This window comes from Anaerococcus sp. Marseille-Q5996, from assembly GCF_946893725.1.
Lineage (GTDB): Bacteria > Bacillota > Clostridia > Tissierellales > Peptoniphilaceae > Anaerococcus > Anaerococcus martiniensis.
In genome coordinates, this window is the sequence record NZ_CAMPPE010000001.1 from 67,471 (window position 1) to 93,639 (window position 26,169).

Sequence of the window (26,169 nt, forward strand, 5' to 3'; positions counted from 1 at the left end):
ATTGTTATATAAAGAAATTTTTAAATAATTTTACATAAATTTTACTAACTAAATCGCTAAAATCTAAGATTTTTTAGGCCTTATTGAAAAAGGTTATAAACTTCCAAAATAACAATTTTTATAAATAATATATTAATATAATGCACTTATTTTGTCAAATAAAAAAGTCCTATATTACCACTAAAAATTGCCATTTTGTAGGCAAAAATAAATGGATTTGCGAGTATATATTTATACACTCAAATTAATAATAATTTTAATTTAAAGATAATATTTATTTATAAATACTAAAAAAGCCCACTAGATGTGAGCTCATTTAGTTTTATAATTTATTTGACTATTTTAGTGTAACACCATTGATTTGGTCTTCGATTCCCCATGTTGGTGTATTAACATCAAATCCTTCAACTCTTGTTGTATATCCTGTGTGGTATAGGTTTGAGTAAAGTGGGATTTGTGGTAGGTAATCATTGTACCAAAGTTGGAATTCTTCCCAATTATCTAGGTATTCTTCTCTCTTATCTGATGGTGTTTGACGAAGTTTTACTGTCAATTCATCAGCTTTTGGATCGTTTGTTCTAGATTTGTTGTCATTACCATTTGAGTTATATTGTGCCCATGGGTCGTATACATCATCAAACTGTTGAGCCATTGAGAATGCTGTAAATTTAGCATCTTCTTCTGGGAATACATAGTATTCTTGAAGTGTTGGGAATGATCCTGCTTGGATGTTATATTCCATACCTGCTTGTTTAGCATTTACTGGTAATTGGCTGTTCATTAAGCTTGTGATTGGAGATTCTTCAGAACCGAATTGGTTTACTACAAGTTTTTCACCGTTTTCATCGTATCTGTAGTAGTCAAATCCTTCTGCATCAGCGTTAAATGCTTCTTCAGCTTTTGCACGGTCCCAAGGTGTTGTTCCATCAGCTTCAAATTTATATGGTGAGTTGTCTAGTACTTCGTTAGCTGTATCGATGTTTAATTGATAGTTTGTAAGCTCTGGATTAGATTCTAGATCTGCTCCACGTTCTTTGTACATCCATTGGCTAAGACCATATGCACCGTTAGTTACTACACCATAACCACCTGCATATGATTGAACGAATGTATTTCTATCCATTAGGTGAGCGATAGCTTGACGTACTTCTTTGTATTGAGTAGCTCCTCTGTCTGTTAAGAAGTTAAGTGAACCGTAACCATTTCTTTCAAATGTGTTTATCCCGATTTTGCCTGCATCTGCTGCAGCTTTCATCTTATCGATTTTTCCGCCATCACCTTCTTGTTGCCATACGTCTATGTCTCCATTTTCTAATAAGTCAACAGCTATATTATTGTTTACGTATTGAACAATGATGTTTGGAATTGTAGCTTTTTCTCCTTTGAAGTTTCCTTGGTATTCTGGGTTTAGAGAAAGTTTAACCATATTGTTGTTGTATTCGTCAAATTTGTATGGTCCTGAAACTACACTTGGAGCTGTTCTGTATTCGTTATATACATTTAGCATTGCTTGTTCGATAAGTTGTTCTGTTGGGTCAACATCACCGTCAAGTTTTTCTTGAAGGCCTGCAACTTTTTCATCATTAGCTTTTTTAGCTTCTTCATAAGCTGCTTTGTCTTCTTCTGATGCATCTTGTGCTGGTTCTTCTACTTCTTTGAATTCTTCATTTGCTCTATCAATTTGTTCTTGAACTGAGTCTTTGTATTTTTGAACTTCTTCTTCACTTGGTGTGTAGCCATCTTTTGCAACTAGTTTTTTACCATCTTCACTCAATGCTAGGTTTTCTGTAACTGCGTGCATTGGGAAAGCTGATATAGCTGCTAGGGCTTTTTCATAGTAGTAAGGAAGTTGTTCTGCAGCGATTGTATATGAGAATGTGTTTTCATCAATTTTTTCTACTGCATCAAATGTATCTGATTTACCAGAGTGGTAAGCTTCATATCCTTTACCAAATAGGTCACCAGGGTTTACTGATCCTGTTAGAGGCATAAATTCTGGGTGAGTAAATAGTAAAGATCCAAAGATATAGTCATCTACTGTTAATTCTTTACCATCTGACCATTTTAGACCTGGTTTGATTTTGAAAGTAAATGTTTTTGATCCATCTTCGTTATCTGTTGTTTCTGGTTCACCATCTAGTACTGCTGAGTTTGCAAGCCATTCTCCATTTTCATCAACGATCATTGTTTTAAAACCGTTAGATCCTTCGATACCTAGTAATTTTCTAATTACAACGTCGTATGCAGAGTTTTGCCAACCTTCAAAAAAGTCACCAGAAAATTCTGCAGAACCGATTACAAGGGTATCATCACTTGTTTGTGCTTCGAAGTTTTCTAATTCTGCTGCGTTTTCAGCATCTTCTTCGCCTTCAGCGTTTTCTGCTGTTTTATCATCTTCTTTTTTATCTTCGTTTGCGTCATCTTTATTTTCTTCAGCATTTTCTTCTGTAGTTTCTTCTGCTGCTTGATCTTCTGTTTTAGCTTCGTTATCTGTAGAAGTGGTTGCTGAATCTGTGCTTCCTCCACAAGCTGTTAGGGTTGTTGCTAGTCCTAAAGCCATTAGGGAAGAGAAAACTTTTTTCATTTTCACTTTGCTTTCCTCCATTAAATTGTGATATGAGTATTTTATGCTAAAAAAATATTTTTGTCAATACTTGAAATAATTTTTTATTAATCACCGCGTATTATTATACATATAAATCATTGAAAAACCATTATCCTAATAATGCCCCTGCAAATTTTTCCATATTCCTTTATTTGATTGAAGTGGCAAAGATAGTGAAGTTTCAATCTTTGTTAAAAATCTATACTATTTCTATAGCATAGAAGTGGATATCCTTTGCCTATGCATTTTTTTAGGAAAATATAAATTTTTATTAACTGATTTTTTTAATACCTTTTTATTTATAAATGAGTTTTGAATAAATTTTAATTTTGTCCACAAAAAAACAGCCTAAGCTTGGCTTAGACTGTTAGTATATTTTTCTTATTTTTTGTTAACATATGATCCACTAGAGCTTGCTCCTACAAGTCTAAAGTATTTTACTGGTAGGCCTCTGCTATCTCCCATGTATCCTTTTCTAGGTGTTACTGCTACACCATTTTTGCCATAGGTCATGTGGATGATTGTATCTTCTTGTGGATTTAGGATAAATCCTGTATGGCCTGCTGCTCCCATAGATCCACCTGGTGTACCTGCTACGAAAATATCTCCGTGTTGAAGTTCATTTTCTTTTATTTCATACATTACAGTACCCTTTGCTCCCATTTGGAATAGAGTTTCTGTGTTACCAACCCAGGCATCTTTGCCTAAGAATCCTCCGTGGATTAGGGCTCTGTAAACTGCTGATGAACAGTCAGCTTGTGTTGCTGAGTTTCTACCAGCTCCCATATTGTATGTCATTTTTTTATCTCTTGCAGCAAACATCCATTCCATTACTTTATCAATGCTTTTTTCTCCTGGAATGTTGTTATCTTCTTTTGTTGCTACACCATTAGCATCTACTGTGTATACAACACCTTTTTGTGTAACTGTTTGGTTTGGTGTTAGACCATTTTGTGTGAAATAATAATAATTTCCGTCTATTCTCCACACACCTTCTTTTACAAATCCTGCTTCGTTTGTGTGGTATTTTTTGCCATCTAGTTCTACCCATGAGTTTTTAATAACTTTTGCTAGACCTTTGGCATCTGATTTGTAGTATTTACCTGCATAAATAGATGATTTATTTTGTTCTAATTTTCCATTATCATCAAAAACGTAAAGATTTTTGTTGATTGTTTGGGCACCCTTAGCAATTTTACCATTGTTATCTGATCTATATGTATTGCCAGCTATTGTAAACCATTTATTTTTTATGTTTGTTGCTACACCATTTCTGTCAACTTCATAGTATTTGTCAGCTGTAACCAGTTTTTTGTTTGTTGTTAGTGTTCCTCTGTCGTTAAAATAGTATGATTTGTTGCCAATTGTAGCAATACCTTTTAAAAGTTTGCCGTTATTGTCGTTGTAGTATTTGTTTTTGTTGATTGTAACCCAGCTATTTTTAGGCGCAGTCATAGAACCATCATTAGCTAATTCGTAGTGAGCCTCACCTGTTACAATTTTTTTGTTTCTTTGTAGTTGGCCTTCTTTGTTGAAATAATATTTTTTGTCTTTGATTTGGGCAATACCCTTTGTAAGATTGCCCTTTTCATTCATATAGTAAATATTATCGCCAATACGTCCCCAAAGAGTTTTTGGGTTTGTTGCATTACCGTCTTTGTCAATTTCATAAAATTTATCTTTTACTATAACATTTGTGCCTTTTACAAGCTTGTTATTTTCGTAATATTTTGTATTATTTCCTTCATGAACAAAGTATCCTGTGCCTTTTGGAGCATAGTAATTTGTTTGGTCAAGATTTGTTTCTTCTTCTTTGGTTTCTTCTACATTTTCTGTTGAATTTTGTTTTTCTTCTTTTAAGTTATTTTCTACTTCTTTTGTTTGAGAAACTTCTGCATTTTGATAATTAGATACACTTTGAGCTTCTGCTGCATTGTAATCTTCATTTAATGCTTCATCTAGGTTTGAGTTGTCATAGTAAATTACATCATTTACATCAGCGCTAGATGGAGTTTGAACTTGTACTTCTTCTGCTGGTTTTTCTTCATCATTTAATTCAACACTAAAATCAGCTTCTGTTAGTTTAGAATCTGTGTTTTGTAAGTCTGTAGTATTTTCTTGTGGTGTAAGGCTTTGGGATTGATCAATAGATTCGTAGTTTGAGATAGCTTGATCATCGTAGTTGATTATTTCTGGTGAATTAATATCAGAATTTTGCTCTGCTTCTAAATTTTCGCTTTCTTCGGTTTCGTAGTTATCTAAATTAGTCGACTTGCTCGGTTCAACATTTAGGTCATACCCCTCATCAGCATATGATTTATCGGCTGTAGTAACAGCAGTGGATACAAATAATGTTGAGGCAAGTAACAATGTTTTGTTAAATTTTTTCATTATTCTCCCTCACTCTATATTACAATATTATTACAATTTGTTCTTTATTTTTTAATCACTGAACATATTATAATCTATTTTTTCATAAATTGCAACAAAAAGGTTACAATTTTTTGAAATATTTTAAGTTTTATTAGGATGAATAGTTAAAATTTGGTTACAATTGCCCCTCCAACTACTAAAATTTAGCGAAATAGGGTAAAATAAAAATTGATTAGGAGGCCCTTATGAAAAATAACAAAATTATAATTGCACTTGGACTAGTCCTTACACTGACAGCTTGCGATCAAAATGCAAGCAAAACAGCAGTTTCAGAAGAAACTATCTCCCAAGCCCTAGATGGCCCAGTAGAAAATCAAGACATAGTTGATGAAAAGCAAGATCAAACTGAAGAAACTCAAACAAACGAAAATGAAGATAAAAATGATGCCACAGACCTAAACAAATGGCGCGATATGATCCTAAATATAGGTGAATTTTCACCAACCCTTGTAAAAAACCTAACCGATGATGATTTAGAAAAATTAATCGAAGATGCAAATCAATTAAGCGAAGAAACTGGATATTGGGATGCAAAAGACTTTGTTTTCCAAGAATTAGCAAAAATGTATCCAGAATTAGCAAATAAATTCCCACTAGACTCTGTAGAAAATAGATATAACCAAGAAGCCGCAGAAGAAGGCGACTATAATGGTACTTTTGATTACGAAAGACAATTAATGATTGATATGGGTTATCCATCAAACGAGGTTTGGGCAATCGATGATAAAAGTGTCCAAGACGCCTTCCATGAAGCCTACGAAGATGATATAGACCTATATTATGAAGATTATGTAGAAAATGCCGCATCAATTCTCTTTGGCGAAGACGAAGAAGACGATGATGATCAAGCAGAAAGCTCAACAGAAGATCAAAAATCAGAAAATACAAGTAGTAAAAACAAAATCAAAAAATACGGCTCAAGCCAAACAGACTACGATGCGATCAAAGCATCCCTAGTCCAATATTACGAATTTAGCCCAGCAAGTGTCAACCAAATGACCAACAACGACATAGACATAGCCTACACCAGAGCAATGGCAAGACTAGAAGAAACAGGCACAGGTGATATAGGACTAATATTTGAAGAACTAGGAAATATGTTCCCAGGATCCAGCAAAATGTACCCAGGAGAACAAACAGAAGAAAACTAGGGAAAAAACTCCAATCCCCTCTATATATAAGTAGAGGGGATTTTTTGTGGGCAAATTTAAGAGTACTTGTAATAGATATAATATTTATATAGAGCTAAAAAAAGATTTCTCAAAATGTAGAAGAGAAAAAACTAAAAAATAATCCAAATATAAAGGTATAGTAAAAACCAAGGCTAAATAAAGATTAAAATAAAAAGGGATTTTGAAAATCCAATAAAAAAAAGAATTCGCGGAGCGAACTTCTACTGCTCATTGCCCTCCGCAGGAGCAGAGGGGGTGAAATGGGTCGGGGGTCCGGGGAAGGGCCAAAGGGGCCTCTGCAGCCCCTACGGCCCTGCTCCCCGGTATTCGAAGTAATAAACTAAATAATTAAATTAAATTTACTTACCAAACAAAAATCAAATAAAAAAAATTTTAATCAAAAATATTTAGCAAAATATTTAAAACAAGGAGACCTATGACAGTGATAGTATTAGCTGGAATGATAGCAGCTGGCAAGTCAACAGTATCAGCAAAACTTGCCCATGAACTTGGCACAGACCTAATGATAGAGCCAGTAGATGAAAATCCCATCCTGCCTCTTTATTATAACAACAAAGAAAAATACGCGTTTTTGCTTCAAATATATTTTTTAAACGAAAGGTTTAAATTAATAAAACAAGCCCTAAAAAATAATAAAAATGTCCTCGACCGTAGCATCTACGAAGATGAACTATTTACCAGGATAAATCTAATGGAAGATAACATCACCCAAGTAGAATACGACGTTTACAAAGACCTTTTAGACAATATGCTAGAAGAAATCGAAGACATGCCCAAAAAAGCCCCAGACTTGCTGGTTTATCTTGACATAACATTTGAAAAGTTTTTATCAAATTTAGCCAAGCGAGGCCGAGTTTTTGAACAAATAGATGAAAATACAGAAAAAGGCAAAAAAGACCTAGCCTACTTTAAACTCCTCCACTCCGAGTACCAAAAATGGTACGAAGAATACAATTACTCTCCAAAAATCAAAATCGATATGAACAAATACGATGTAAACAAAAAAGAAGATTGGGATCAGGTTTTCAAATTAATAATGGATGCCTTTGATGAGAGTCTAAGAGACCAAGAGAAAAATAAATAAAAAAATGGCCTTAGAGTTTTAAACTCCTAGGTCATTTTTAATATTATTTGTACATATTATTCTCTTTCATTAAAGCTATACTTTCCACCATAAAAGGGCGGTCAGAAATATTAGTAGCCCTATAAATTTCATAATCTTCAAATCGAGTAAAGAAGTCAAACAAACTGTACATTCTAACTGGTATATCTGAATAAAGTCCAGTATAAGTAGTTGAATTTATATTCCTCATTTTTAATAAGTATTTTCCAATATTTTTATAAGTTTTAAAACGTAACTCATCCAATTCAAACCAACTAATATTTAAAAATTTATCTTTATAAGATAATTGATTATAATTATTTTCCATTGATCTTATAATTCTAGCAAAAAAATTCGATACCATATCTGCTATCCTTATTCCCTCACTATATTCTGAATTAATTACTTGTACGGAACTCTTATTAAATAAGAACTCTGCAGATGATAGAATAGTTTCAGTTCTATGACCTCCTCCATCTATAAATATTTCAGTACCTAATATATCTGCATTTAAATTCTCTAATAATTTATATAGTCCATTTAAACTATAGATGTAGTTCCATTTATAGTCTTCTCTAAAGTCTTGCTTTTTTATAGCTAAAAGCAATAACAATATAATATAATCTGACATTTGACCATAAAGTCTGTCGATTTCTGAATCTCCACTGTTGACTTCGATTTCTTTGCTTATCATGTTTACTTTTTCATGAAAATCTAATGGTTTGGAGTTTGAGTCAAATAATACTTCTAATAATTCTTCTGTAACATTATCGTGCAAAAATTTTATAACTGTATTCATTGTTTTTTTAAAGTTATTTGATTTTATCCATTCGTTGTAGTTTTCTGCAAAAACTGAGTGAATTACTAACTCAAATTTACTAATAGTAGATAGGTGTACAATGGTATTTTCTCTATTTAATAAATCAAATAATTCATAATAAAATCTTACAAACTTATCTTCCATTGATTTAAATCCGTAAGTAAAATTTTTGGATTTTATTGTTTTTGCTTTAAATTCAGCATCTGCTCTAATACCTATTAATTTTTTATACCTGTTCTCTAAAGTATTATATTCGTTTAATAATTTAGTTGTATTTTCTTTTTTATTCCCTATGCCTGCTAGTGTAAAATAAGAGCTATGATGTTTATCTGATATATTAATTAACATATTATTAAGTGTCAGATTAGAGTCATGCATCGATTCATCTATAAAAAATCTATAACTATCTTTATAAGTTGCTTTACTTTGCATATAATTACTTAATTACCTATTTCTTGGTACATTTTCATAAGCTCAGCCACACATTCAGACTCGGTCATGGTACGCCAATCAAAACCATAGGCCTCCATGACTGCTTTGTCATTTTCTTGGTGGGCACGTCTAAGTTCCTTTGGCATAGTAAGCTCATCATATAAGTCTGCCAATGATGATGCTGGATAAAGGTCACGGGCATCGAGGATAGCTTGGGCAGTTTTTTCTATTTTTTGTTTTTGTTCTTGGCTTGGGTCTGGCCATGGGAAGTTGTTGTAGACAAACGGTGAATATCTATATCTCATTTCTAATCTTCCCGCAACAAATCTCATCCATCCCATATGAACGTTTGATAATAAAACACCAAACAAATATATTTCTTTACTATTTAATATCTGAGTGGAGTCACTAGCTATTAAATTTTTATCTACATATCCAATTGGTATATACTTTCTTCTCTCTGATGAAACTCTTGGTATAATTAAATAATCGTTTTTAGGTTGTCTTATTTGTGTAAATAAATATGGAATTTCAGCATCTTTTTGCACTGATTTCGTTGGAGATGTTAATCTTTTATCCCTAACATTTTCTAATCTTTTTCTTATTTCAGGAATATTTCTATATTCGGTTGGGTTTATATCTACTAACCATAGGCAATATCTAGTCTTATTATTAATGTAATCATCAGCACCGGCATATTTTTTTAATAAATGTCCTTTTGTAGGATATTTTTTTATAAACTCTTCAAATTCTTTTTGTGAGAATATTAAATTTCCTCCATCAGTTGGCTGGCTTCCTTTTATCATTTTAGGAACATTGCCTTTAGGCTTACCTCTACTTTCTAATATTATATCAGGAGCATCTAACAAATAGTTATTTATTCTTTTAGCTTTTTTTATTCCATTTTTAGAGTCGAAAATATATTTATTTTCTTTAGAAAACTTAAAAAAGCTAAATCCTATTATTACACAGTGAACAGCTGCTTTAAATTTAGCTTCGCTGTTCCAAACAAATGAATGATATGCAAAATCTATAGAGTATTTATCTGAAAATAGTTCAGTCATCAGTACTGCTTGCTCACCTTGAACTATAGAGTTTGTAGATACAAATGCAACGTGGATTCTTTGATTATTGATATATTCCATGGCTTTTTTGTACCAAGCTACAACATAATCTAGCTTTTTAAAATTACCTTGATTAAATATTATATCCATATCCTTTTGTTGTATTTTTGACCTATTTTGATGTCCAACAAAAGGCGGATTACCCATTATATAATCCAAATCATCTTTAGCCACTACTTCTTCCCAGTCCATCCTTAAAGCATTGCCTTCTACTATGTTGGCGTAGGATTTGAGTGGCAAAAAGTCTATGTTAGCGTGGATGATCTCCTCTGTTTCTTTCATCATCTGGTCTTCTGAGATCCAAAGGGCGGTTTTTGCTACTGTTACTGCAAAGTCATTTATCTCTATTCCATAAAATTGGTCAAGGCTAACTTTGATAGGATTTTCTACATCTCCCATAAATATTTGGTCACCAAAACGAGTTTTGATGGCTTCATTTTCTAGTTTTCTAAGGGAGAGATAGGTTTCTGTAAGAAAGTTCCCACTACCCTCTCGTGTCAAGGGTATGATAAATATTTTAATGATTTTTGATTTAAAAATTAAATTGTATTATATAATTGAATCTTTATATTATGCTATAAGTTCAGAGATAAAGTCCATATAATTGTGTAAAAGTATAAAAGGTCATGGCCCCCTTTTTTAAGGTACAATGTTTTTGACTACAAAACATACCTGAAAGGAGAACCATGACACAAGTACATTTTACCTTAAAACAAGAAGAAATCCAAAAATTAATTGAAGGCTCTGTAAAAGATGATCTTTCAAAGAATATTTTAACTACCGTCTTTAACCAACTTATGGAAGAACAGAGGAATCAATATATTGGCGTTGGCGCCTATGAGAGGGATGAAAATCGTGTATCCTCAAGAAATGGATATTATGACAGAGAGTACACAACTCGCATTGGTAGCCTTACTTTGCGTGTTCCTCGTACCAGAGATGGCCTATTTTCTACAGACATCTTCGATCGTTATCAAAGACATGAAAAAGCGCTTTTAGCGGCCATGCTCGAGATGTATATCTCTGGCGTCTCTACAAGAAAAGTTAGCCAAGTAGTGGAAGAATTATGTGGGAAAAACATCTCTAAATCATTTGTTTCCAACCTCACAAAAGAATTAGACGATATCGTAGAAAACTGGAGAAATGCTCCCTTTGAGAAAAGTTATCCTTATCTCATGACGGATGTCTTGTATATAAAAGTCCGAGAAAATTCTCGTGTGGTTTCTAAAAGCTGTCATATTGCCATTGGCTTCAATGAAGAAGGAGAACGAGAAGTTCTAGGTTTTCTCATCCAAGAAGGCGAAAGCGAAGCGACTTGGACCCATTTCTTTGAATACCTAAAGAGAAGAGAGTTGAAAGGGATTCAACTCGTCATCTCTGATGCTCACAAAGGGCTAGTACAAGCGATTCGTAAGTGTTTTACAGGCGTTTCTTGGCAACGTTGTCAAGTCCATTTTGTAAGAAACATATTTGCTACCGTCCCCAAGAAGAACTCCTCTCTTTTCAGAGAACAAGTAAAAGCCCTGTTTCGAATCACAAACCTTGAGCAAGCCCGAGCCTTAAAAAATGAGATACTAGAACAATTTAGTGAAGAAAAAGGATATCAAATTGCTTGTACATGTTTGGATGAAGGCTTTGAGGATGCCTTCCAATATGTAATCGTTGGCCAAGCACATACACGGATTCGCAGTACCAACCTCTTAGAGCGCCTCAATCAGGAAGTACGAAGAAGAGAAAAAGTTGTTCGCATTTTTCCAAATACAGCTTCAGCCACTCGTTTAATCGGGGCCATGTTGATGCATCAACATGAAGATTGGATAGGTGCTACAAGAACTTACATAAAACTTTAGAAAATAGCAAACATTGTACTAGGAACTTTTACACAAGATTTTGGACTTGACTAGTTCAGATTCAATTTTTTCGGTTAAGCTAGCTAGCTTATTAATAATATATGAGTAATCTTCACTGGTCCTTTTAATAAGATATATTGGTGGAGTTTTCATATTAAATTCTTGACCTAAAACTCCTGTTACATTAGGTGAATTTCTATGAGTCATTTGATTCCTGTAATCAGATAAATATCGATGATTGCCCTTCCAAGTTTCATCATCTACCGCTCCGTTGTCTCTACAATCCTGCTCAATATATCTTTTCAATTCACACATTTCTTTTCTTAATTCCTTATAATTATCTATTTCATGTATTTTATGTTCATTATAATATCTTTTGTCAATGCATAACAACTTCTTATAATATATATCTCTACTTTTAATATTTATCTCATAATATATATTATAAATGTTAGCTAGTATGTCCCAGAGAGTAGTTATACGAAATATTGCATTTTCAATATAATAATATAATAATCTTTCATCACTATATTTATCATTCGAAATAGCCTCGAATGATGAAGACAAATTAGTATCATACCAAATATGTAGTGCCTTTTTTAAAGAATACTTAATAGAAAAATCATTCTCATATATACTTGTGTTAAACGCTAGATATTTAGAAACTTTACCAAGCATGTTCTTTGGATCAGTTGAAGAAACACCTAAAATATATTTATTTTCTTCTATCCATTTTATTTTAAATCTATCTACATTAATAGCAGCTGTAGAATCTAATAACCCGTATAAGTATTCTTGTTCTTTTTTAATAATACATTTGTTATCCGACATACGCACACTCCTATTCATTTAATTTCCTTACAAAACTTTATGGAAAAGGAGACCCTAATAGTGGATCTCCTTCTATTTTACTATTGATATTCTATTCTTTCTATACCCTTGCCAGAAATATAAATTGTTTTGATATACTTCCTAACAATATCTTCAGTAAGGTTATCTATGCTTCCAGCTTGTTTAAGCTCTTCATCTATTGCTTGGATACGTTCTTTGTTCTCTTCATCAGACTCTTGTATATGATTTTTTATTTCTACAAAATCTTCTCTTGAAATTTTACCAAACTTATAATTTTCAAACTCTATCCTCTTCTTCTTTGATAGCTGGTCATTCCTGTCATAAAGTTCTTTTTGCTCATATAGAAGTTTTTTCTTTTCTGTCTTATCTGTATGAAACTTATCCTTAAGGATTCTAAATACCTCTTTTTCTAATTCCTTATAATGAGGTAGTTTTTCTTCCTGCTCAAGCATTCTACAGTAATAACAGTAAAGATTTATACCTATTAACTCTTTCCCATTAGAACTTTTACCAAATCTTATCTTATAACCACATTTATTACATCTTACAAAAGTTGCAAGAGGACTATTTTTATACTTACTCTTATTTCCTATAAAACTATTTTTATGCCTAGATTTTAATATTTCTTGAACTTCATCAAAGGTTTCTTTGCTTATAAGAGCTTCATGATTATCAAAAATTCTTATCCATTCTTCTTTAGGGTGATATATAACCTTACCACCATCTAGCTTACTCTTGCTTGATTTATTAAAGACAAAAGTCCCTGTGTATGTTTCGTTTTTTAATATCCTTCTAACCATGCTGTGAGACCATATTGTATCTTCTACAGTAGATTCCCACCTATTAGCATAGGCATCATAGCCTTTTATCTCTTTTCTCCTTGCCCTTGCTGTAATAACGCCCTCACTGTTAAGAATCTTTGCAGTTTCATTCAGGGTATGTCCTTCAAGGATAAGTTGAAACATATATCTAATATTATCAGCTACCTTTTCATCAACTATAAGCTTATAGTTATCCTCAGGGTCTTTCAAATATCCATAGGGTGGAGTTCCAGAGGTGTATTTTCCTTGCTTTTCGCCACAAGTAAAGCAGTAGTCATTTTCTCTGAAATATCCCTACTATAATAATCATTAAGAAGGTTTTTAAATTGAATATCTAATTCAGTTCCATTTTGAACTTCATTACTACTATCATAGCCATCATTGATTGCTATAAATCTAACTCCCATAAAAGGAAAGATGTTTTCAAGATAATCACCCATTTCTATATAATTTCTCATAAATCGTGACATATCTTTTACTATGATACAGTTTACCTTTCCTTGTTTTACCTTTAAAAGAAGTTTGTCTAAGCCTGGTCTTGAAGTAGTGCTACCACTATAGCCCTCATCAATAAATTCTTCTATATTTGTCTTTTTAAGCTCTTGGTCATTAAAGATGAAGTTCTTTATAATATTTCTTTGAGAATTTATAGTGTCTTCTGTATGCCCTAGATTCCCTTTTTCAAGTACGGATATTCTAAGATAAATAGCAGTATTAATCATTTGACCTCATCTCCCTTCCACCTAAAAAGCCTTTTAAGCTAATTTCTATAGTTTCATTATCATATACATCAATACGTTCAATATATTTATGAACAATATCTTCATCTAGCTTGATGTCTTTATTGGAAAATAGATTATCAAATAATCCTATTTCCTCTTCAGCTTGAGCTTCTATTGAAAGGATTTCATGTATTGTTATAATATTAATTATTAACTAGCTCCTCTTTAAATATTTTTGTTAAATGATTTAATGAGTAGTTTACACGATTTGGTTTAAGCCAATCATCTAAAAACATAATAAGCTCTTCCTAAGATCTTAAAGCATCCTCTGCTATAGCATATATATAAAACCTTATTTAGTATCCATAGTTATATACTACCACCATTTCTTGTTTTACGTATTGATGTTTATCCCATGGTTCATTTTTTTGTACATATGGTGAAAACCTTTATAGATATAGGTTTTATCCATATTTAACTGATAATTGCACTTAAGCTCCTTTCAAATTTCACTTTGTTTCTGAAATAAATATCTCAGTCCTTCTTTGCTACTATCATTATCATTATTTCTAATATCATTAGTTATAGACTCACCATTATATATATCATAACCATAAGGCTCAGTAATAAAAATACCTTTCCCATTTGAGTAGGAAAGCAATTCTGCTTGATATGACTTCGATGCATCAACAGGTATTATGCCGGTTAGAGTCGTCTCTTCTCTCTTAGCCCTTATATCTGCAATAGAAGCTCTCATCTTCCTAAGATCACTCATAAGTCTTCCACAAAAATCATTTGGAATTTGAACTGTATATTTTAAATAAGGTTCTAATATTTCAGTTCCTGATTTTCGAAGAGCTTCCCAAAATACATATGGTGTTAAATTCCTAAAATCAGAAGGTGTACTTACTGGACTATAGTATAATCCATAGACAAAAGTTATTTTTAAATCTGTAACTTCCCATCCATAAAGCCCTTCTTTACAAGCCTTCTCTACAGCATCTTTTACTGCATTTTGAAATGAATTATTTAAATATCCATAGGACACCTCTGTCTTATATAATAATCCTGACCCTATTGGTAGTGGTTCTATTGACAGTCCAATAGATGCCCAATAAGGATTTGGTGGAACCTCTATATGGATTACTGCTTTAGAGTTTCTCTTAGGTCGTTCTTTATATATTGTTTTCAATTCACCAAATTCAGTATCTATTTTATATCTGTTTTTAAGTAGTGATTTGATTACTTCCATCTGAATATTTCCAAATAGCTTCAATATGATTTCTCCAGTATCTCCGTTAATTTCACAATCGAGAAATGGGTCTTCTTCAGTTAATTCAAATAGTGCTTCTATCAGTTTGCTTCTTTTGCTTAAATCACAAGGTTTAATTGATGCTCTCAATGCCGGTTGGGCTATCTTTATATCTAAAATCCCGTCATATTTCTTACCAATATAATCACCTATCTTCAGAGAATTAGCATTAGAAATAATAGCAATATCCCCACTATTAACCTGATCTACCTTCACAATTTCACCATTCATAATTGATTCCAGACTTTTTATCTTGAAAGTTTCTTCTGTGCCATTTATATAAACATCTTGACGTGTCCTTATATTCCCACTGAATACTCTTAGGAAAGTAATCTTACGGGATTCTTCATCCCTATCTATCTTATAAACATACGCAGATAGGTTATCTGTAATATTATCATTATTTACAGGAAGATAGTTTGTAATGGCAAATAGCAACTCATCAATCCCAATATCTTTTAAAGCAGAACCATGCAAAACAGGATAAAGATTGCAACTATTTACCTCATCCAGAAATACATTATCATACTCTTTTTCTGTAATGACATCGCCATTTATATATTTTTCTGCTAGATAATCATTTATATCCAGTAACTTCTCTATTATTTGACTTTGAATTACTTTATCATCCCTTACATTTGTCAATTCAAAATCACCTTTATCTTTTATTTTAACTGATTGCATTATTGCAAGATTAGAAGTTAATTTCTCCTGTATTTGAGTGTATATTTCATCCAAATATACTCCCTTTCGATCTATTTTATTCACAAATATAAGGGTTGGAATATTTAATTTCACTAAGGTATTAAAAATCACTTTCGTTTGAACTTGTATTCCCTCTTTTGCTGAAATTACTAAAACAGCTCCATCTAATACTCTCAGTGTTCGTTCAACTTCAGCTATAAAATCCATATGCCCAGGGGTATCTATGATATTTAGCTTTGTATCATTGTAATTAAATGAAACTGTAGATGCTCGTATAGTTATCCCCCTATCTCTTTCAAGTTCCATCGAGTCCGTTATCGTTGTACCATTATCGACTCTTCCAATCTTATTAATTGCCCCACCTTTGTATAATAAACCTTCTGTAACAGTTGTTTTTCCTGCATCAACATGGGCTAATATTCCTATATTAATAATTTTCATTTTATACCTCCACAATTATATAAAAATCCCCTGTGATAAAATACTCTCTTCACAGGGGAACTTATTTTTTATATAACTGCTTAAAGTAAATATGACATATACAATTCGATATAGCATAATCGTGCTATATCTTTAATCTGGTCAATGCCTTATAATACATAAAAATATAAATTTATTATTATGAGAATATTTTTAAATAAAAGTACAATTAACAAGCCATACAAATATTAACTAGTATGGAAAATGTACTTGTTCTATTTTATTAATAGTTATTTAAAAATACTATGCCTCATATGATAAAACTCCTTTAATTAATACTACATATTATAATATTTGTTTTTATTATATTTGTCAAGGAAGATTTGATCCCTTAACGCATTTAACTTGTCATATTACTAATAACTCGTAGAGATTTTTATAGGAATTCATCTTTACATGATATATTCAAATCTTAATTTTCCAGATTAGATGATGTTGACCCTCTGCCCAATAATTCTCTAGGAAATATTCAGGTTCACCAAACCTTTTTCTCCATATTTTCTGTGCATTGGAATATCCACTATCCATACAAAACTCTTTGATTCCTTTACATTGTAATTCTTGAATCATAGCATTCAATAGTAAATTACCTATACCCTGTCCTTGGTAATCTGGTCTTACAAAAACTGTACCTATTTCATAAAGGTTCTTATATTTTCCATGTGTACAACTATTAATTAGGTCACTGGCAGGTCCATATTCTATTGTACCTACTATACAGCCCTCATATTCTGCTATTAGGAAACATCTAAGTTCTCCATTGCTCTTTAGATCATTTTCTAAATATTGCTTCTTAGATTCAATTTCTTCCTCTAAATCTTCTACCATTTCTTCGATACCTTCCTTGATAAAGGTATCGACCACTACAATTTTAAAAAATTTAACTAATCGGTATTTGTCATCTTCAGTTGGTCTTCTAATCCTAATGTGCATCAATTAAATCTCGCCCCTCTAATCACTCTATACTTAGTCTCTTAATAGCCTGCTCTACATCAGATGTGAAAAAAATATTTTTTCCTTTATTACATTCATAAATAAAATCTTTCAAACTCTTACTTGTATATATAGAGAAATCTCCCACGATCATGACAAATCTTGTTTCAACCATGGTGCATACTCTGTTTTCTCATATCCATAAGACCTCCCTAGATAAGAACAACGGCCTTCCTCACAAGTAACCGTCACATTTACTGTATAAGGTTCGGGTAGTATTGGACTTTGTTTTGTTATGTAAACTCATCCACTTTATTTCACCCTGATGTGGCTTCTGTTCGCCAGTTCGGGATTTTGCCTCTAGTTTCCTTCAGATTCCATGTCGCTGTGGATAAATTTACTTTTAGCTAAAGGTTCCTACCAAATAGCTTTTACCATCAAGTTGTTGCCCATGTTGGGCACACAAATAAAAAGGAGTAGCAAATGCTATCCCTTTTTTCAACAATCGCGCCCTTTTGTTAAATTAAATTATTATTGAACAATTAACATAAACTGGTAGAATCTTACGTATGTATTCAAGTTGCTAAGTCACGACCACCTTTGTAGGGAAAAGAGAATAACGGCAGTGAGAGATCCACCCAGAATTGCTGCTCCATGTATATCATGAAACACCAACAGAGTTATCACACCAATGAAACCACCTATACTAGATAGGGTGCCTAATAATTTTTCTGGATTTTTCCTTTTCATGATAATTCCTGTAAGAACCCCAACCATAATGAAGAGTCCTATTGATACATAGATTCTTCCACTTGCAAAACTGACAAGACCAACAACAATATAAAGACTTAACAAGAGAGAAAGTGGATTTGCTACCTTTTTCCTACTTATCAATGTAATAATATATAATCCATGAATTTAACCAAAGTGATGAAGATGATTCTCTTACTCGAGATGAAATCATGAAACTACATGAAAAATATAGCAAGATTAATGATGAAGCTTATAAGAAATTAGCAGAATGAAAAAATTTAGTAAAGAAGATATAATTTTGCTCCACAAACTCCTTATAGAGCAATACGGTGGAGATAACCGAATAAGAGATTTGGAATTGCTAGATTTATCTATCAATAGTCCCTATCAAACTTTTGATGGAAATAAAAGGATAGGTGCTCACTGTTTAGTTATCTTATTAGATGCTAATAATTATCCCTTATCTTACAGTCAAGGAGAACTAATAGATGTAATAATGGGAATAGCAAGTTCCAATTTGACTGAAAATGACCTATTAGAATGGGTAGAAAATCACATAAAAAAATCAGACCTCAATTGAGATCTGATTTTTTATTCTTTATTTTTCCTTAAAACAAACCAAGTTTATCTTCTGATCCATCGATCATGATATTTTTAACTTGTGTGTAGGCATCTAGGGCTAGTTTGTCTGTTTCACGGCCGATACCTGATTCTTTGTAGCCTCCGAATGATGAACCTGCTGGGAATTGGTTGTAGGTATTTACCCAAACTCTTCCTGTTCTTACACCATTTGCTACTTTCATGATTCTATAGAAATCATTTGAGTAAATACCGCCTGCAAGACCGTATCTAGAGTCATTTGCTTTTTTGATTACGTCTTCTTCGTCTTTAAACTTATCTACTACTACAACTGGTCCAAAGATTTCTTCTTTTACTGCATCGTTATCTTCTGGCACATTTGCAAGAATTGTTGGTGCAAAGAATGCTCCTTTGTCTAGGCCATTTTCTGTTAGTGGGTGGCCACCTGTTAGGACTTCACCACCGCTTGCTTTAGCTTTTTCGATAAATTCTTCGATTACTGTAAATCTTTCTTTATCTCTTAGGGCTCCCATTTGTGTTTCTGGGTCTAGTGGGTCTCCAACTTTTACATTTTCAAAGGCTTTTACTAATTTTTCTACAAATTCATCATAGATTGTTTCTTGAATAAATAATCTTGATCCTGCAGAGCACACTTCTCCTTGGTTAAATAGAATACCTACTTGGGCTCCTTCGATTGCTTTTTCCATATCGCAATCATCAAAGATTACGTGAGCTGATTTACCACCTAGCTCAAGAGTAGCTGGGATTAGGTTTTCTGCTGCAGAAATACCTATGTGACGTCCAACTGCTGTTGATCCTGTAAAGGCAAGTTTGTCAAAACCTTTGTGGTGTTGTAGGTACTCACCAGTTTTTGATCCCTTACCTGTTACTAGGTTGATAACTCCTTTTGGCAATACATCTTCGATTAGTCTCATAAATTCTAGGATAGAAAGTGAGGTGTGGCTTGATGGAGAGATTACAATTGTATTTCCTCCAGCAATTGCTGGTGCAAGTTTCCATGCTGCCATTAGTAGTGGGAAGTTCCATGGAATCATTTGTCCAACTACACCTATTGGTTCACGTTTTCTAACTGAGATAAATCTTCCGCCTAGTTTTGTAATTTCATCTTCATCTGCTCTTAGAACTGCTGCAAAGTATTTAAAGTGGTCAGAAACTAGTGGTATGTCTCCACCCTTTGTTTCACGGATTGGTTTACCATTGTCCATTGATTCTAATTCTGCAAGGTAGTCTGCATTTTCATCTACTTTTGCTGCTATGTCTAAAAGTAGTTGGACTCTTTGCTCCTTGCTCCATGAACCATACTCTCCCTCAAAAGCCTCACGAGCTGCCGCAACTGCCTTGTCCACATCAGCATCATTTGCTGCTGCAAACTCACCAAGTTTTTCTCCTGTAGATGGGCTTATAATGTCAATATATTCGCCACTTTCAGGTTTTATCCATTCACCATTTATAAATAGCTCATATCTGTCTAGTCTTTCCATTTTCCCTCCAAAATAAAATTTTCATAAAATTTTCGCTTTTAGGTTTGATATTCATTATCAATCATACCCAATCTTTTCAAAAAGTAAACGTTTACTAAAATATTATCAATAGTGTTTCACGTGAAACACAAAATCCACGGCTTGGCCGTGGATTAGATTGTTTCCATTTTTTCTAATTCTAGTGTGAATTTTTGGACTATTTTCTTTTCTATCCTTGATACAGTCATTTGGCTGATGTCTAGGGTTTCTGCAATATCTATTTGGGTACGGCCCTCATAGTATCTTAGCTGCAAAATTTCTTTTTCTAGATCATTTAGCCTTGAAGTTGATTTTTCTATCAAATCTGTAAGTTCTACTGAATCAAAGTTTCTATCTTCTTCGCCTATCATATCGGCAAGGTCAATGGAGTTTTCTCCTTTTTGGACTTGGTATTTCATATCAAGACTTTGTGGTGAGTAAACCTTACTTGCTTCCATGGTTTCGAGTATCGTTTCTTCATCTTCTCCCAAATAATCTGCTATATCTTTTACAGTTGGGGTTCTTTGAAGTTCTTGTGGCAATACTTTTTTGGCATTATTTATTTTTTTATAAAGGTTTTGGATACGTCTTGGTACTCTTATTACCCAACCCTTATCTCTAAAGTAGCGTTTTAACTCTCCCATTATTGTTGGAGTTGCAAAGGAAGAAAACTCATAGCCCTTTGATGGGTCAAACCTATCTACTGCATAGATTAGTCCAAGGCTTGCAACTTGATAGAGGTCTTCTTTTTCGATTCCCTTTCCTACATATTTGTTTGAAAGGATATCTACTATATACATATGCTCTTCTATTAGCTCATCACGGAGCTTTTTGTCACGTGTTTTAGAATACTCTTCAAATTTCTTTTTGATTTCTTCTTTGTATGCTTGATCATTTTTATCTGGCTGTTTTTTATCTGTCATTACTTAGCCCTTTGTATGATTTTGATTTCTCCATCATTTATATTTACTTCATCTGCTAGTTCTTTTAAAATCAAATCACGCATTTTTAGTGCTCTTTCATCTAGAGACTTATCATTGCCTAAGACACGGATTTCAAGATTTTTCTCTGCTGGAAGAAATTCTATAGTCACATCTGTGTCTGATAGTTTGTAGTTAATGGCCTCACTTACTACTACCCTTAAATCTTCCACTTCTTCTATATTAAATCCTAGGTCACTTGCTAGTGATGCTGTAAAAAGTCTGATTGATTTTATATATAGTTTTTTTGGGGGTATTGTTATGCTGATTTTTTCCATTTTCTACTCCATATCAAATAGATCTGTTAAATCAGTTATTTTAAATAATTTTTGGATATTGTCCTTGGCATTGATGATTTTTATTTCTTTGCCATTTTCATTTACCATTTTGTAGATATTCATAAACATACCAAGACCTGTTGAGTCTAGGTAGTCTAATTCTTTTAAATCTATTCTTACATCCTTATTTGGATCGATTTCTTCATCTATAAATGATTTAAATTCATCTTCTGAATATACATCTAGGTCGCCGCTTAATTTTATGGTTTGAATGTCATCTATTATTTCTATTTTTTTATCAAACATTTTCTTCCTCTACTTCTACTCCAAGGCTAGCATCATATTTAGCAACTGATACGATTTTGTCTGACTCATCTTTCAAATTTTTTAATGTAACTCCCATAGTATTTCTACCTGTGGTTGAAATATCTTTTGCAGTTATTCTAATCATATCACCATTTAGTGATACCATCAATACATCATCATCAAGGTCTACTGGCAGAGTGTCTACTACGCAACCTGTTTTTTCTGTAACTTTATGGCATCTGATTCCTTTTCCACCCCTGTTTTGATTGTTGAAGTTATTAAAGGATGTTTTCTTACCAAAACCATTTTCTGTTACAACAAGTAGGTAGGTTTCATCTCCCTTGATATTCATAGCTACTACTTCATCATCTTTGTTTAGCTTTATAGCACGAACACCACGAGCTTGACGGCCCATGCTTCTTACATCTTCTGTATTAAATTGGATAGTCATACCATTTTTGGTTGAAATTATTAGTTCTTCTTCCTTGGCAATGTGGCGGGCAGATATTAGCTTATCTCCCTCTTCTAGGCCAATGGCTATGATTCCATTTCTTTGGATGGATGTAAAGTTATTTGCATCTGTCTTCTTAATTTTACCATTTTTTGTTTGAAGTACTATTTGATCATCATCTTCTAGGTAAGAAAGTGGCATAATTTCTGTAATTTTTTCACCTGAATTTAGGGATAAGATATTTATTATGGCTTGACCACGGCTAGTACGGCTTCCTTCTGGGATTTGGTATCCTTTTAAGCTATAAACCCTACCAAATGAAGTGAAAAATAGTAAATCTTCGTGGGTATTTGTAGTCATAATGCGTTTGATAAAGTCATCTTCTTTTGTGTTTGCAGCTGAGATTCCCTTGCCACCGCGATTTTGTACCTTGTAGGTATCTACTGGTAGACGTTTGATGTAACCATCATTTGTAAGAGTAATTAGGATATCTTCTTCCTCAATTAATTCTTCAAGGTCGATTTCTCCCTCATCAGCTACAATTTTAGTACGGCGTTCATCACCGTATTTTTCTTTAATCTCATTTAATTCTTCTTCGATTAGTTCGATTAATTTTTCTTCTGAGTCCAAAATGCCCATCAAATATGAAATAGTTTCTTCAAGTTCCTTGTTTTCGGCGTTTAGCTTTTCAATTTCAAGTCCTGATAGACGTTTTAATCTCATATCTAGGATTGCTTGAGATTGTAAGTCTGTTAGGCCAAATCTTTCTAGGAATATTCCCTTGATTTGATTATCATCATATGAAGAACGGATGATTTTGATTATTTCATCGATATTATCAATGGCAATTATCAAACCTTCTACTATATGCTTACGTGCTTTGGCACGGTCTAGGTCAAATTGGGTTCTTCTTGTAACAACTTCTTTTTGGTGGTCTATATAATATTTGATTAATTCCTTAAGGGTTAGGACTTTTGGAATGCCATCTACTAGAGCAAGGTTTATAATACCAAAGGTTGTTTCAAGTTGGGTGTATTTGTAAAGATTATTTAAAACAATATTTGCATTTGAATCGCGTTTGATTTCAATGACGATTCTCATACCCTTACGGTCAGATTCATCACGGATGTCAGAAATACCGTCTATTCTCTTATCCTTTACCAAATCAGCAATTTTTTCGATTAGCCTTGCCTTATTCACTTGGTATGGGATTTCTGAAACTATGATTCTTTCACGATTTTTCTTAAATGGTTCTATTTCTGCTATACCGCGTATTTTTACTTTTCCACGGCCTGTTTCGTAGGCTTCCTTGATACCATTTTTACCTAAAATCTTTGCACCAGTTGGAAAATCTGGTCCTTTTATGATTTGATTTAGTTCTTCAATAGATATTTCAGGATTTTTCATGTAGGCAATGGATGCATCGATGGCTTCATTTAGGTTGTGAGGAGCCATATTTGTTGCCATACCTACGGCTATACCGCTAGATCCATTCACCAAAAGATTTGGGAATCTAGATGGCAAGATGGTTGGTTCTAGTTCTTCTTCATCAAAGTTTGGCATAAAATCTACGGTATTTTTGTTAATATCACGTAGCATTTCCTTGGCAATTTTAGACATACGCACTTCTGTATAACGCATTGCCGCTGGGTCATCACCATCTATTGAACCAAAGTTACCTTGTCCTTGGGCAAGGGGATATCTGGTTGAGAAATCTTGGGCAAGTCTTACTAGGGCATCATAAAGGGCTGAGTCACCGTGAGGGTGATACTTACCCATTACTTCCCCAACAACTCTGGCTGATTTTCTAGTTGGTTTGTTTGGATCAAGACCTAGGCCTTCCATACCATAAAGAATTCTTCTATGAACTGGTTTTAGTCCATCGCGCACATCTGGCAGGGCACGAGAAACTATAACTGACATAGAATAATCTAGGTAGGCATCCTTCATCTTGTCTTCTAGATTAACATTTATAATATTATTATCATTTTTAATTTCTGTCATTTTGCCTCCTATACGTCAATATTTGTTACGTATTTGGCGTTTTCTTCGATAAATTCGCGGCGTGGTTCTACCTTTTCTCCCATTAGTAGGGCAAAGGTATCATCAGTTGTTGTTGATTCGTCATCTTCCACAACGCGTAATAAAATCCTATTATCTGGATTCATTGTTGTATCCCAAAGTTGTTCGGCATTCATCTCACCAAGACCCTTGTATCTTTGGATTTTGTAAGATTGTTCGCCAATTTCTTTTAAGACCTTATCACGTTCTGCATCTGTATATACATAACGTTCGCTGCGGCCTTGAGAAATTTTATATAGGGGTGGTTGGGCAACATATACGTGGCCATCATCGATTAAATCCTTCATATATCTATATAGGAAAGTTAAAAGCAGGGTACGAATGTGGGCACCATCGACATCGGCATCTGTCATGATAATGATTTTGCCGTATCTTAGTTTTGAAATATCAAAATCTTTGCCTATACCTGTACCAAAGGCTGTAATCATGGCCTTTATCTCTTCAGAATTTAAAATTCTATCAAGTTTTGCCTTTTCTACGTTTAAGATTTTCCCACGTAAAGGTAGGATGGCTTGGGTTTTATTGTCACGGCCACCTTTGGCAGAACCACCAGCAGAGTTACCTTCGACGATAAAGATTTCATTTTCGCTAATATCTGTTGATTGGCAGTCGGCAAGTTTACCTGGAAGGGTAGCGCTATCTAAAATTGATCTTTTACGAGTAAGGTCCCTTGCTTTTCTTGCAGCTTCTCTGGCTCTTCTTGAAGATAGGGCCTTATCTAGGATAGTTGCTGCAACTTTTGGATTTTCTTCTAAAAATGATTCTAATTTGTTAGAGAAAAATGTATCAACAGCTCCCCTTACCTCTGAGTTACCAAGTTTTGCTTTTGTTTGACCCTCAAATTGTGGTTCAGATATTTTTACAGAAACTATGGCTGTCATTCCTTCACGGACATCTTCACCTTGGAGATTGTCTTCATTTTCCTTAAGAATTTTATATTTACGGGCATAATCATTTACACCACGGGTTAGGGCTGACCTAAATCCTGATAGATGTGTACCACCTTCTGGTGTGTAAATATTATTTGCAAAGGTTAGGATATTTTCGCTATATGAATCTGTATATTGGAAAGCAATTTCAATTTCTGTGTCTTCTTGGCTACCTACAAAATGTGGAATAGTTTCCATTATTGGATCTTTGTTGCGGTTTAAATATTCTACAAATTCGCTAACCCCACCGTCGTATTTAAATGTTTGAGTGGATTCATCACGTTCATCTTCAAAGATAATTTGTACACCAGAATTTAAAAAAGCCATTTCACGGAATCTGCGTTCCAAGGTTTTTTTATCAAATTCTGTTGTTTCAAATATTTCTGCATCTGGTTTGAAGATGATAGTTGTACCAGTTTCTGATGTTTCTCCTAAAACTTCAAGATCACTTGTAGCGACTCCTCGTTCAAAGCTCATCCTGTAGTGGTGGCCATCTCTTTTGACATCAGCTATTAAATATTCTGATAGAGCGTTTACTACTGAAACCCCTACCCCGTGTAGTCCACCTGAAAATTGGTAGGCAGATGAGTCAAATTTACCACCAGCGTGAAGAACAGTTAAAACAGTTTCTAGAGTTGATTTTCCAGTTTGTGGGTGTTCTTTTACTGGGATACCTGATCCATCGTCTTCTACACTAATAATATTATCTTCTGATACAGTTACTTTTATGTAATCACAACGACCAGCTAGGGCTTCATCTATGGAGTTGTCTACAACTTCGTAAACCAAATGGTGAAGTCCTTTTTCGCTTGTCGAACCGATATACATACCAGGTCTTAGACGGACAGGTTCAAGTCCCTCTAAAACCTTAATATTACCGGCATCATAATTAGTTTCTGTCATATTT

20 protein-coding genes are annotated in these 26,169 nt (G+C 33.4%); 4 read left to right on the forward strand and 16 right to left on the reverse strand.

Annotated elements, in window-relative coordinates; all coding sequences use genetic code 11:
* Nucleotides 1–337: 337 nt before the first annotated feature.
* Both OC526_RS00315 and OC526_RS00320 read right to left on the reverse strand, forming a co-directional pair.
* A complete protein-coding gene (locus tag OC526_RS00315) occupies nucleotides 338–2,590 on the reverse strand; it encodes an ABC transporter substrate-binding protein (RefSeq protein WP_262121120.1) in 2,253 nt (750 codons plus the stop codon).
* A 396-nt stretch (nucleotides 2,591–2,986) separates the two neighbouring features.
* On the reverse strand, nucleotides 2,987–4,996 hold the full coding sequence (locus tag OC526_RS00320) for a peptidoglycan amidohydrolase family protein (protein WP_262121122.1): 2,010 nt from the start codon (nucleotides 4,994–4,996) through the stop codon (nucleotides 2,987–2,989).
* A 227-nt stretch (nucleotides 4,997–5,223) separates the two neighbouring features.
* On the opposite strand from OC526_RS00320, the gene OC526_RS00325 reads away from it, so the two are divergent.
* Together OC526_RS00325 and OC526_RS00330 are read left to right on the forward strand one after the other, a co-directional pair.
* The gene (locus tag OC526_RS00325; protein ID WP_262121124.1) at nucleotides 5,224–6,189 is read left to right on the forward strand and encodes a hypothetical protein; all 966 of its coding nucleotides are present in this window, start codon (nucleotides 5,224–5,226) and stop codon (nucleotides 6,187–6,189) included.
* Between the two features lie 457 nt (nucleotides 6,190–6,646).
* Nucleotides 6,647–7,315 (forward strand): deoxynucleoside kinase, encoded by a 669-nt coding sequence (locus tag OC526_RS00330; protein WP_262121126.1) that lies wholly within the window; start codon nucleotides 6,647–6,649, stop codon nucleotides 7,313–7,315.
* Between the two features lie 43 nt (nucleotides 7,316–7,358).
* On the opposite strand, the gene OC526_RS00335 is transcribed toward OC526_RS00330, so the two are convergent.
* Nucleotides 7,359–8,585: a DUF3800 domain-containing protein gene (locus tag OC526_RS00335; RefSeq protein WP_262121129.1), complete on the reverse strand. Its 1,227-nt coding sequence runs from the start codon at nucleotides 8,583–8,585 to the stop codon at nucleotides 7,359–7,361.
* 8 nt (nucleotides 8,586–8,593) lie between these two features.
* Nucleotides 8,594–10,210, reverse strand: coding sequence for a class I SAM-dependent DNA methyltransferase (locus OC526_RS00340; RefSeq protein WP_316043760.1), 1,617 nt, complete (start codon nucleotides 10,208–10,210; stop codon nucleotides 8,594–8,596).
* Nucleotides 10,211–10,395: 185 nt separating this feature from the next.
* Here OC526_RS00340 and OC526_RS00345 point away from each other — a divergent pair, with 185 nt between their 5' ends.
* Entirely contained in the window at nucleotides 10,396–11,559 is a 1,164-nt protein-coding gene (locus OC526_RS00345) for an IS256 family transposase (RefSeq protein WP_106644193.1), read from the forward strand.
* 18 nt (nucleotides 11,560–11,577) lie between these two features.
* Here OC526_RS00345 and OC526_RS00350 read toward each other — a convergent pair whose 3' ends face one another.
* From OC526_RS00350 to OC526_RS08330, 6 genes are all read right to left on the reverse strand, one after another.
* Nucleotides 11,578–12,390, reverse strand: coding sequence for a Cthe_2314 family HEPN domain-containing protein (locus tag OC526_RS00350; RefSeq protein WP_154542093.1), 813 nt, complete (start codon nucleotides 12,388–12,390; stop codon nucleotides 11,578–11,580).
* 80 nt (nucleotides 12,391–12,470) lie between these two features.
* Complete coding sequence (locus OC526_RS00355; RefSeq protein ID WP_154542091.1) at nucleotides 12,471–13,442, reverse strand: recombinase family protein; 972 nt, start codon at nucleotides 13,440–13,442, stop codon at nucleotides 12,471–12,473.
* Nucleotides 13,439–13,954, reverse strand: coding sequence for a recombinase family protein (locus OC526_RS00360; RefSeq protein WP_154542089.1), 516 nt, complete (start codon nucleotides 13,952–13,954; stop codon nucleotides 13,439–13,441). Before OC526_RS00360 ends, OC526_RS00355 begins: the two co-directional genes overlap by 4 nt.
* A 502-nt stretch (nucleotides 13,955–14,456) precedes the next feature.
* On the reverse strand, nucleotides 14,457–16,412 hold the full coding sequence (gene tet, locus OC526_RS00365; protein WP_262121141.1) for a tetracycline resistance ribosomal protection protein: 1,956 nt from the start codon (nucleotides 16,410–16,412) through the stop codon (nucleotides 14,457–14,459).
* 444 nt (nucleotides 16,413–16,856) lie between these two features.
* The gene (locus OC526_RS00370; protein WP_262121144.1) at nucleotides 16,857–17,384 is read right to left on the reverse strand and encodes a GNAT family N-acetyltransferase; all 528 of its coding nucleotides are present in this window, start codon (nucleotides 17,382–17,384) and stop codon (nucleotides 16,857–16,859) included.
* A 22-nt stretch (nucleotides 17,385–17,406) separates the two neighbouring features.
* Complete coding sequence (locus OC526_RS08330) at nucleotides 17,407–17,559, reverse strand: DUF4180 domain-containing protein (protein WP_077369881.1); 153 nt, start codon at nucleotides 17,557–17,559, stop codon at nucleotides 17,407–17,409.
* Nucleotides 17,560–18,405: 846 nt separating this feature from the next.
* On the opposite strand from OC526_RS08330, the gene OC526_RS00375 reads away from it, so the two are divergent.
* Nucleotides 18,406–18,717, forward strand: a complete 312-nt coding sequence (locus OC526_RS00375; RefSeq protein WP_262121147.1) for a type II toxin-antitoxin system death-on-curing family toxin — start codon at nucleotides 18,406–18,408, stop codon at nucleotides 18,715–18,717.
* Nucleotides 18,718–18,745: 28 nt separating this feature from the next.
* Here OC526_RS00375 and OC526_RS00380 read toward each other — a convergent pair whose 3' ends face one another.
* The 6 genes from OC526_RS00380 to gyrB all read right to left on the reverse strand — a co-directional run bounded on the left by OC526_RS00380 (nucleotide 18,746) and on the right by gyrB (nucleotide 26,165).
* Complete coding sequence (locus tag OC526_RS00380; protein WP_262121150.1) at nucleotides 18,746–20,218, reverse strand: aldehyde dehydrogenase family protein; 1,473 nt, start codon at nucleotides 20,216–20,218, stop codon at nucleotides 18,746–18,748.
* A gap of 152 nt (nucleotides 20,219–20,370) precedes the next feature.
* Nucleotides 20,371–21,159, reverse strand: a complete 789-nt coding sequence (locus OC526_RS00385) for a SigB/SigF/SigG family RNA polymerase sigma factor (protein WP_262121152.1) — start codon at nucleotides 21,157–21,159, stop codon at nucleotides 20,371–20,373.
* Nucleotides 21,159–21,494: an anti-sigma regulatory factor gene (locus tag OC526_RS00390; RefSeq protein WP_262121155.1), complete on the reverse strand. Its 336-nt coding sequence runs from the start codon at nucleotides 21,492–21,494 to the stop codon at nucleotides 21,159–21,161. The genes OC526_RS00385 and OC526_RS00390 overlap by 1 nt, the downstream gene beginning before the upstream one ends.
* 3 nt (nucleotides 21,495–21,497) lie before the next feature.
* Nucleotides 21,498–21,800 carry an STAS domain-containing protein gene (locus OC526_RS00395; RefSeq protein ID WP_262121158.1) on the reverse strand — a complete coding sequence of 101 codons (303 nt, stop codon included), beginning with the start codon at nucleotides 21,798–21,800 and terminating at the stop codon, nucleotides 21,498–21,500.
* A complete protein-coding gene (gene gyrA / locus OC526_RS00400) occupies nucleotides 21,793–24,255 on the reverse strand; it encodes a DNA gyrase subunit A (protein WP_262121161.1) in 2,463 nt (820 codons plus the stop codon). The genes OC526_RS00395 and gyrA overlap by 8 nt, the downstream gene beginning before the upstream one ends.
* Nucleotides 24,256–24,263: 8 nt before the next feature.
* Nucleotides 24,264–26,165: a DNA topoisomerase (ATP-hydrolyzing) subunit B gene (gene gyrB, locus OC526_RS00405; RefSeq protein ID WP_262121163.1), complete on the reverse strand. Its 1,902-nt coding sequence runs from the start codon at nucleotides 26,163–26,165 to the stop codon at nucleotides 24,264–24,266.
* Between the last annotated feature and the right edge of the window lie 4 nt (nucleotides 26,166–26,169).

Bases quoted from the DNA above. Each gene is read 5' to 3' on its own strand.
- OC526_RS00370 (WP_262121144.1), bottom strand. From the start codon at position 17,384: ATGCACATTAGGATTAGAAGACCAACTGAAGATGACAAATACCGATTA.
- OC526_RS00380 (WP_262121150.1), bottom strand. From the start codon at position 20,218: ATGGAAAGACTAGACAGATATGAGCTATTTATAAATGGTGAATGGATA.
- OC526_RS00375 (WP_262121147.1), top strand. From the start codon at position 18,406: ATGAAAAAATTTAGTAAAGAAGATATAATTTTGCTCCACAAACTCCTT.
- OC526_RS00325 (WP_262121124.1), top strand. From the start codon at position 5,224: ATGAAAAATAACAAAATTATAATTGCACTTGGACTAGTCCTTACACTG.
- OC526_RS00395 (WP_262121158.1), bottom strand. From the start codon at position 21,800: ATGTTTGATAAAAAAATAGAAATAATAGATGACATTCAAACCATAAAA.
- OC526_RS00360 (WP_154542089.1), bottom strand. From the start codon at position 13,954: ATGATTAATACTGCTATTTATCTTAGAATATCCGTACTTGAAAAAGGG.
- OC526_RS00385 (WP_262121152.1), bottom strand. From the start codon at position 21,159: ATGACAGATAAAAAACAGCCAGATAAAAATGATCAAGCATACAAAGAA.
- tet (WP_262121141.1), bottom strand. From the start codon at position 16,412: ATGAAAATTATTAATATAGGAATATTAGCCCATGTTGATGCAGGAAAA.
- OC526_RS08330 (WP_077369881.1), bottom strand. From the start codon at position 17,559: ATGGTTGAAACAAGATTTGTCATGATCGTGGGAGATTTCTCTATATAT.
- OC526_RS00330 (WP_262121126.1), top strand. From the start codon at position 6,647: ATGACAGTGATAGTATTAGCTGGAATGATAGCAGCTGGCAAGTCAACA.
- gyrA (WP_262121161.1), bottom strand. From the start codon at position 24,255: ATGACAGAAATTAAAAATGATAATAATATTATAAATGTTAATCTAGAA.
- OC526_RS00320 (WP_262121122.1), bottom strand. From the start codon at position 4,996: ATGAAAAAATTTAACAAAACATTGTTACTTGCCTCAACATTATTTGTA.
- gyrB (WP_262121163.1), bottom strand. From the start codon at position 26,165: ATGACAGAAACTAATTATGATGCCGGTAATATTAAGGTTTTAGAGGGA.
- OC526_RS00390 (WP_262121155.1), bottom strand. From the start codon at position 21,494: ATGGAAAAAATCAGCATAACAATACCCCCAAAAAAACTATATATAAAA.
- OC526_RS00345 (WP_106644193.1), top strand. From the start codon at position 10,396: ATGACACAAGTACATTTTACCTTAAAACAAGAAGAAATCCAAAAATTA.
- OC526_RS00335 (WP_262121129.1), bottom strand. From the start codon at position 8,585: ATGCAAAGTAAAGCAACTTATAAAGATAGTTATAGATTTTTTATAGAT.
- OC526_RS00350 (WP_154542093.1), bottom strand. From the start codon at position 12,390: ATGTCGGATAACAAATGTATTATTAAAAAAGAACAAGAATACTTATAC.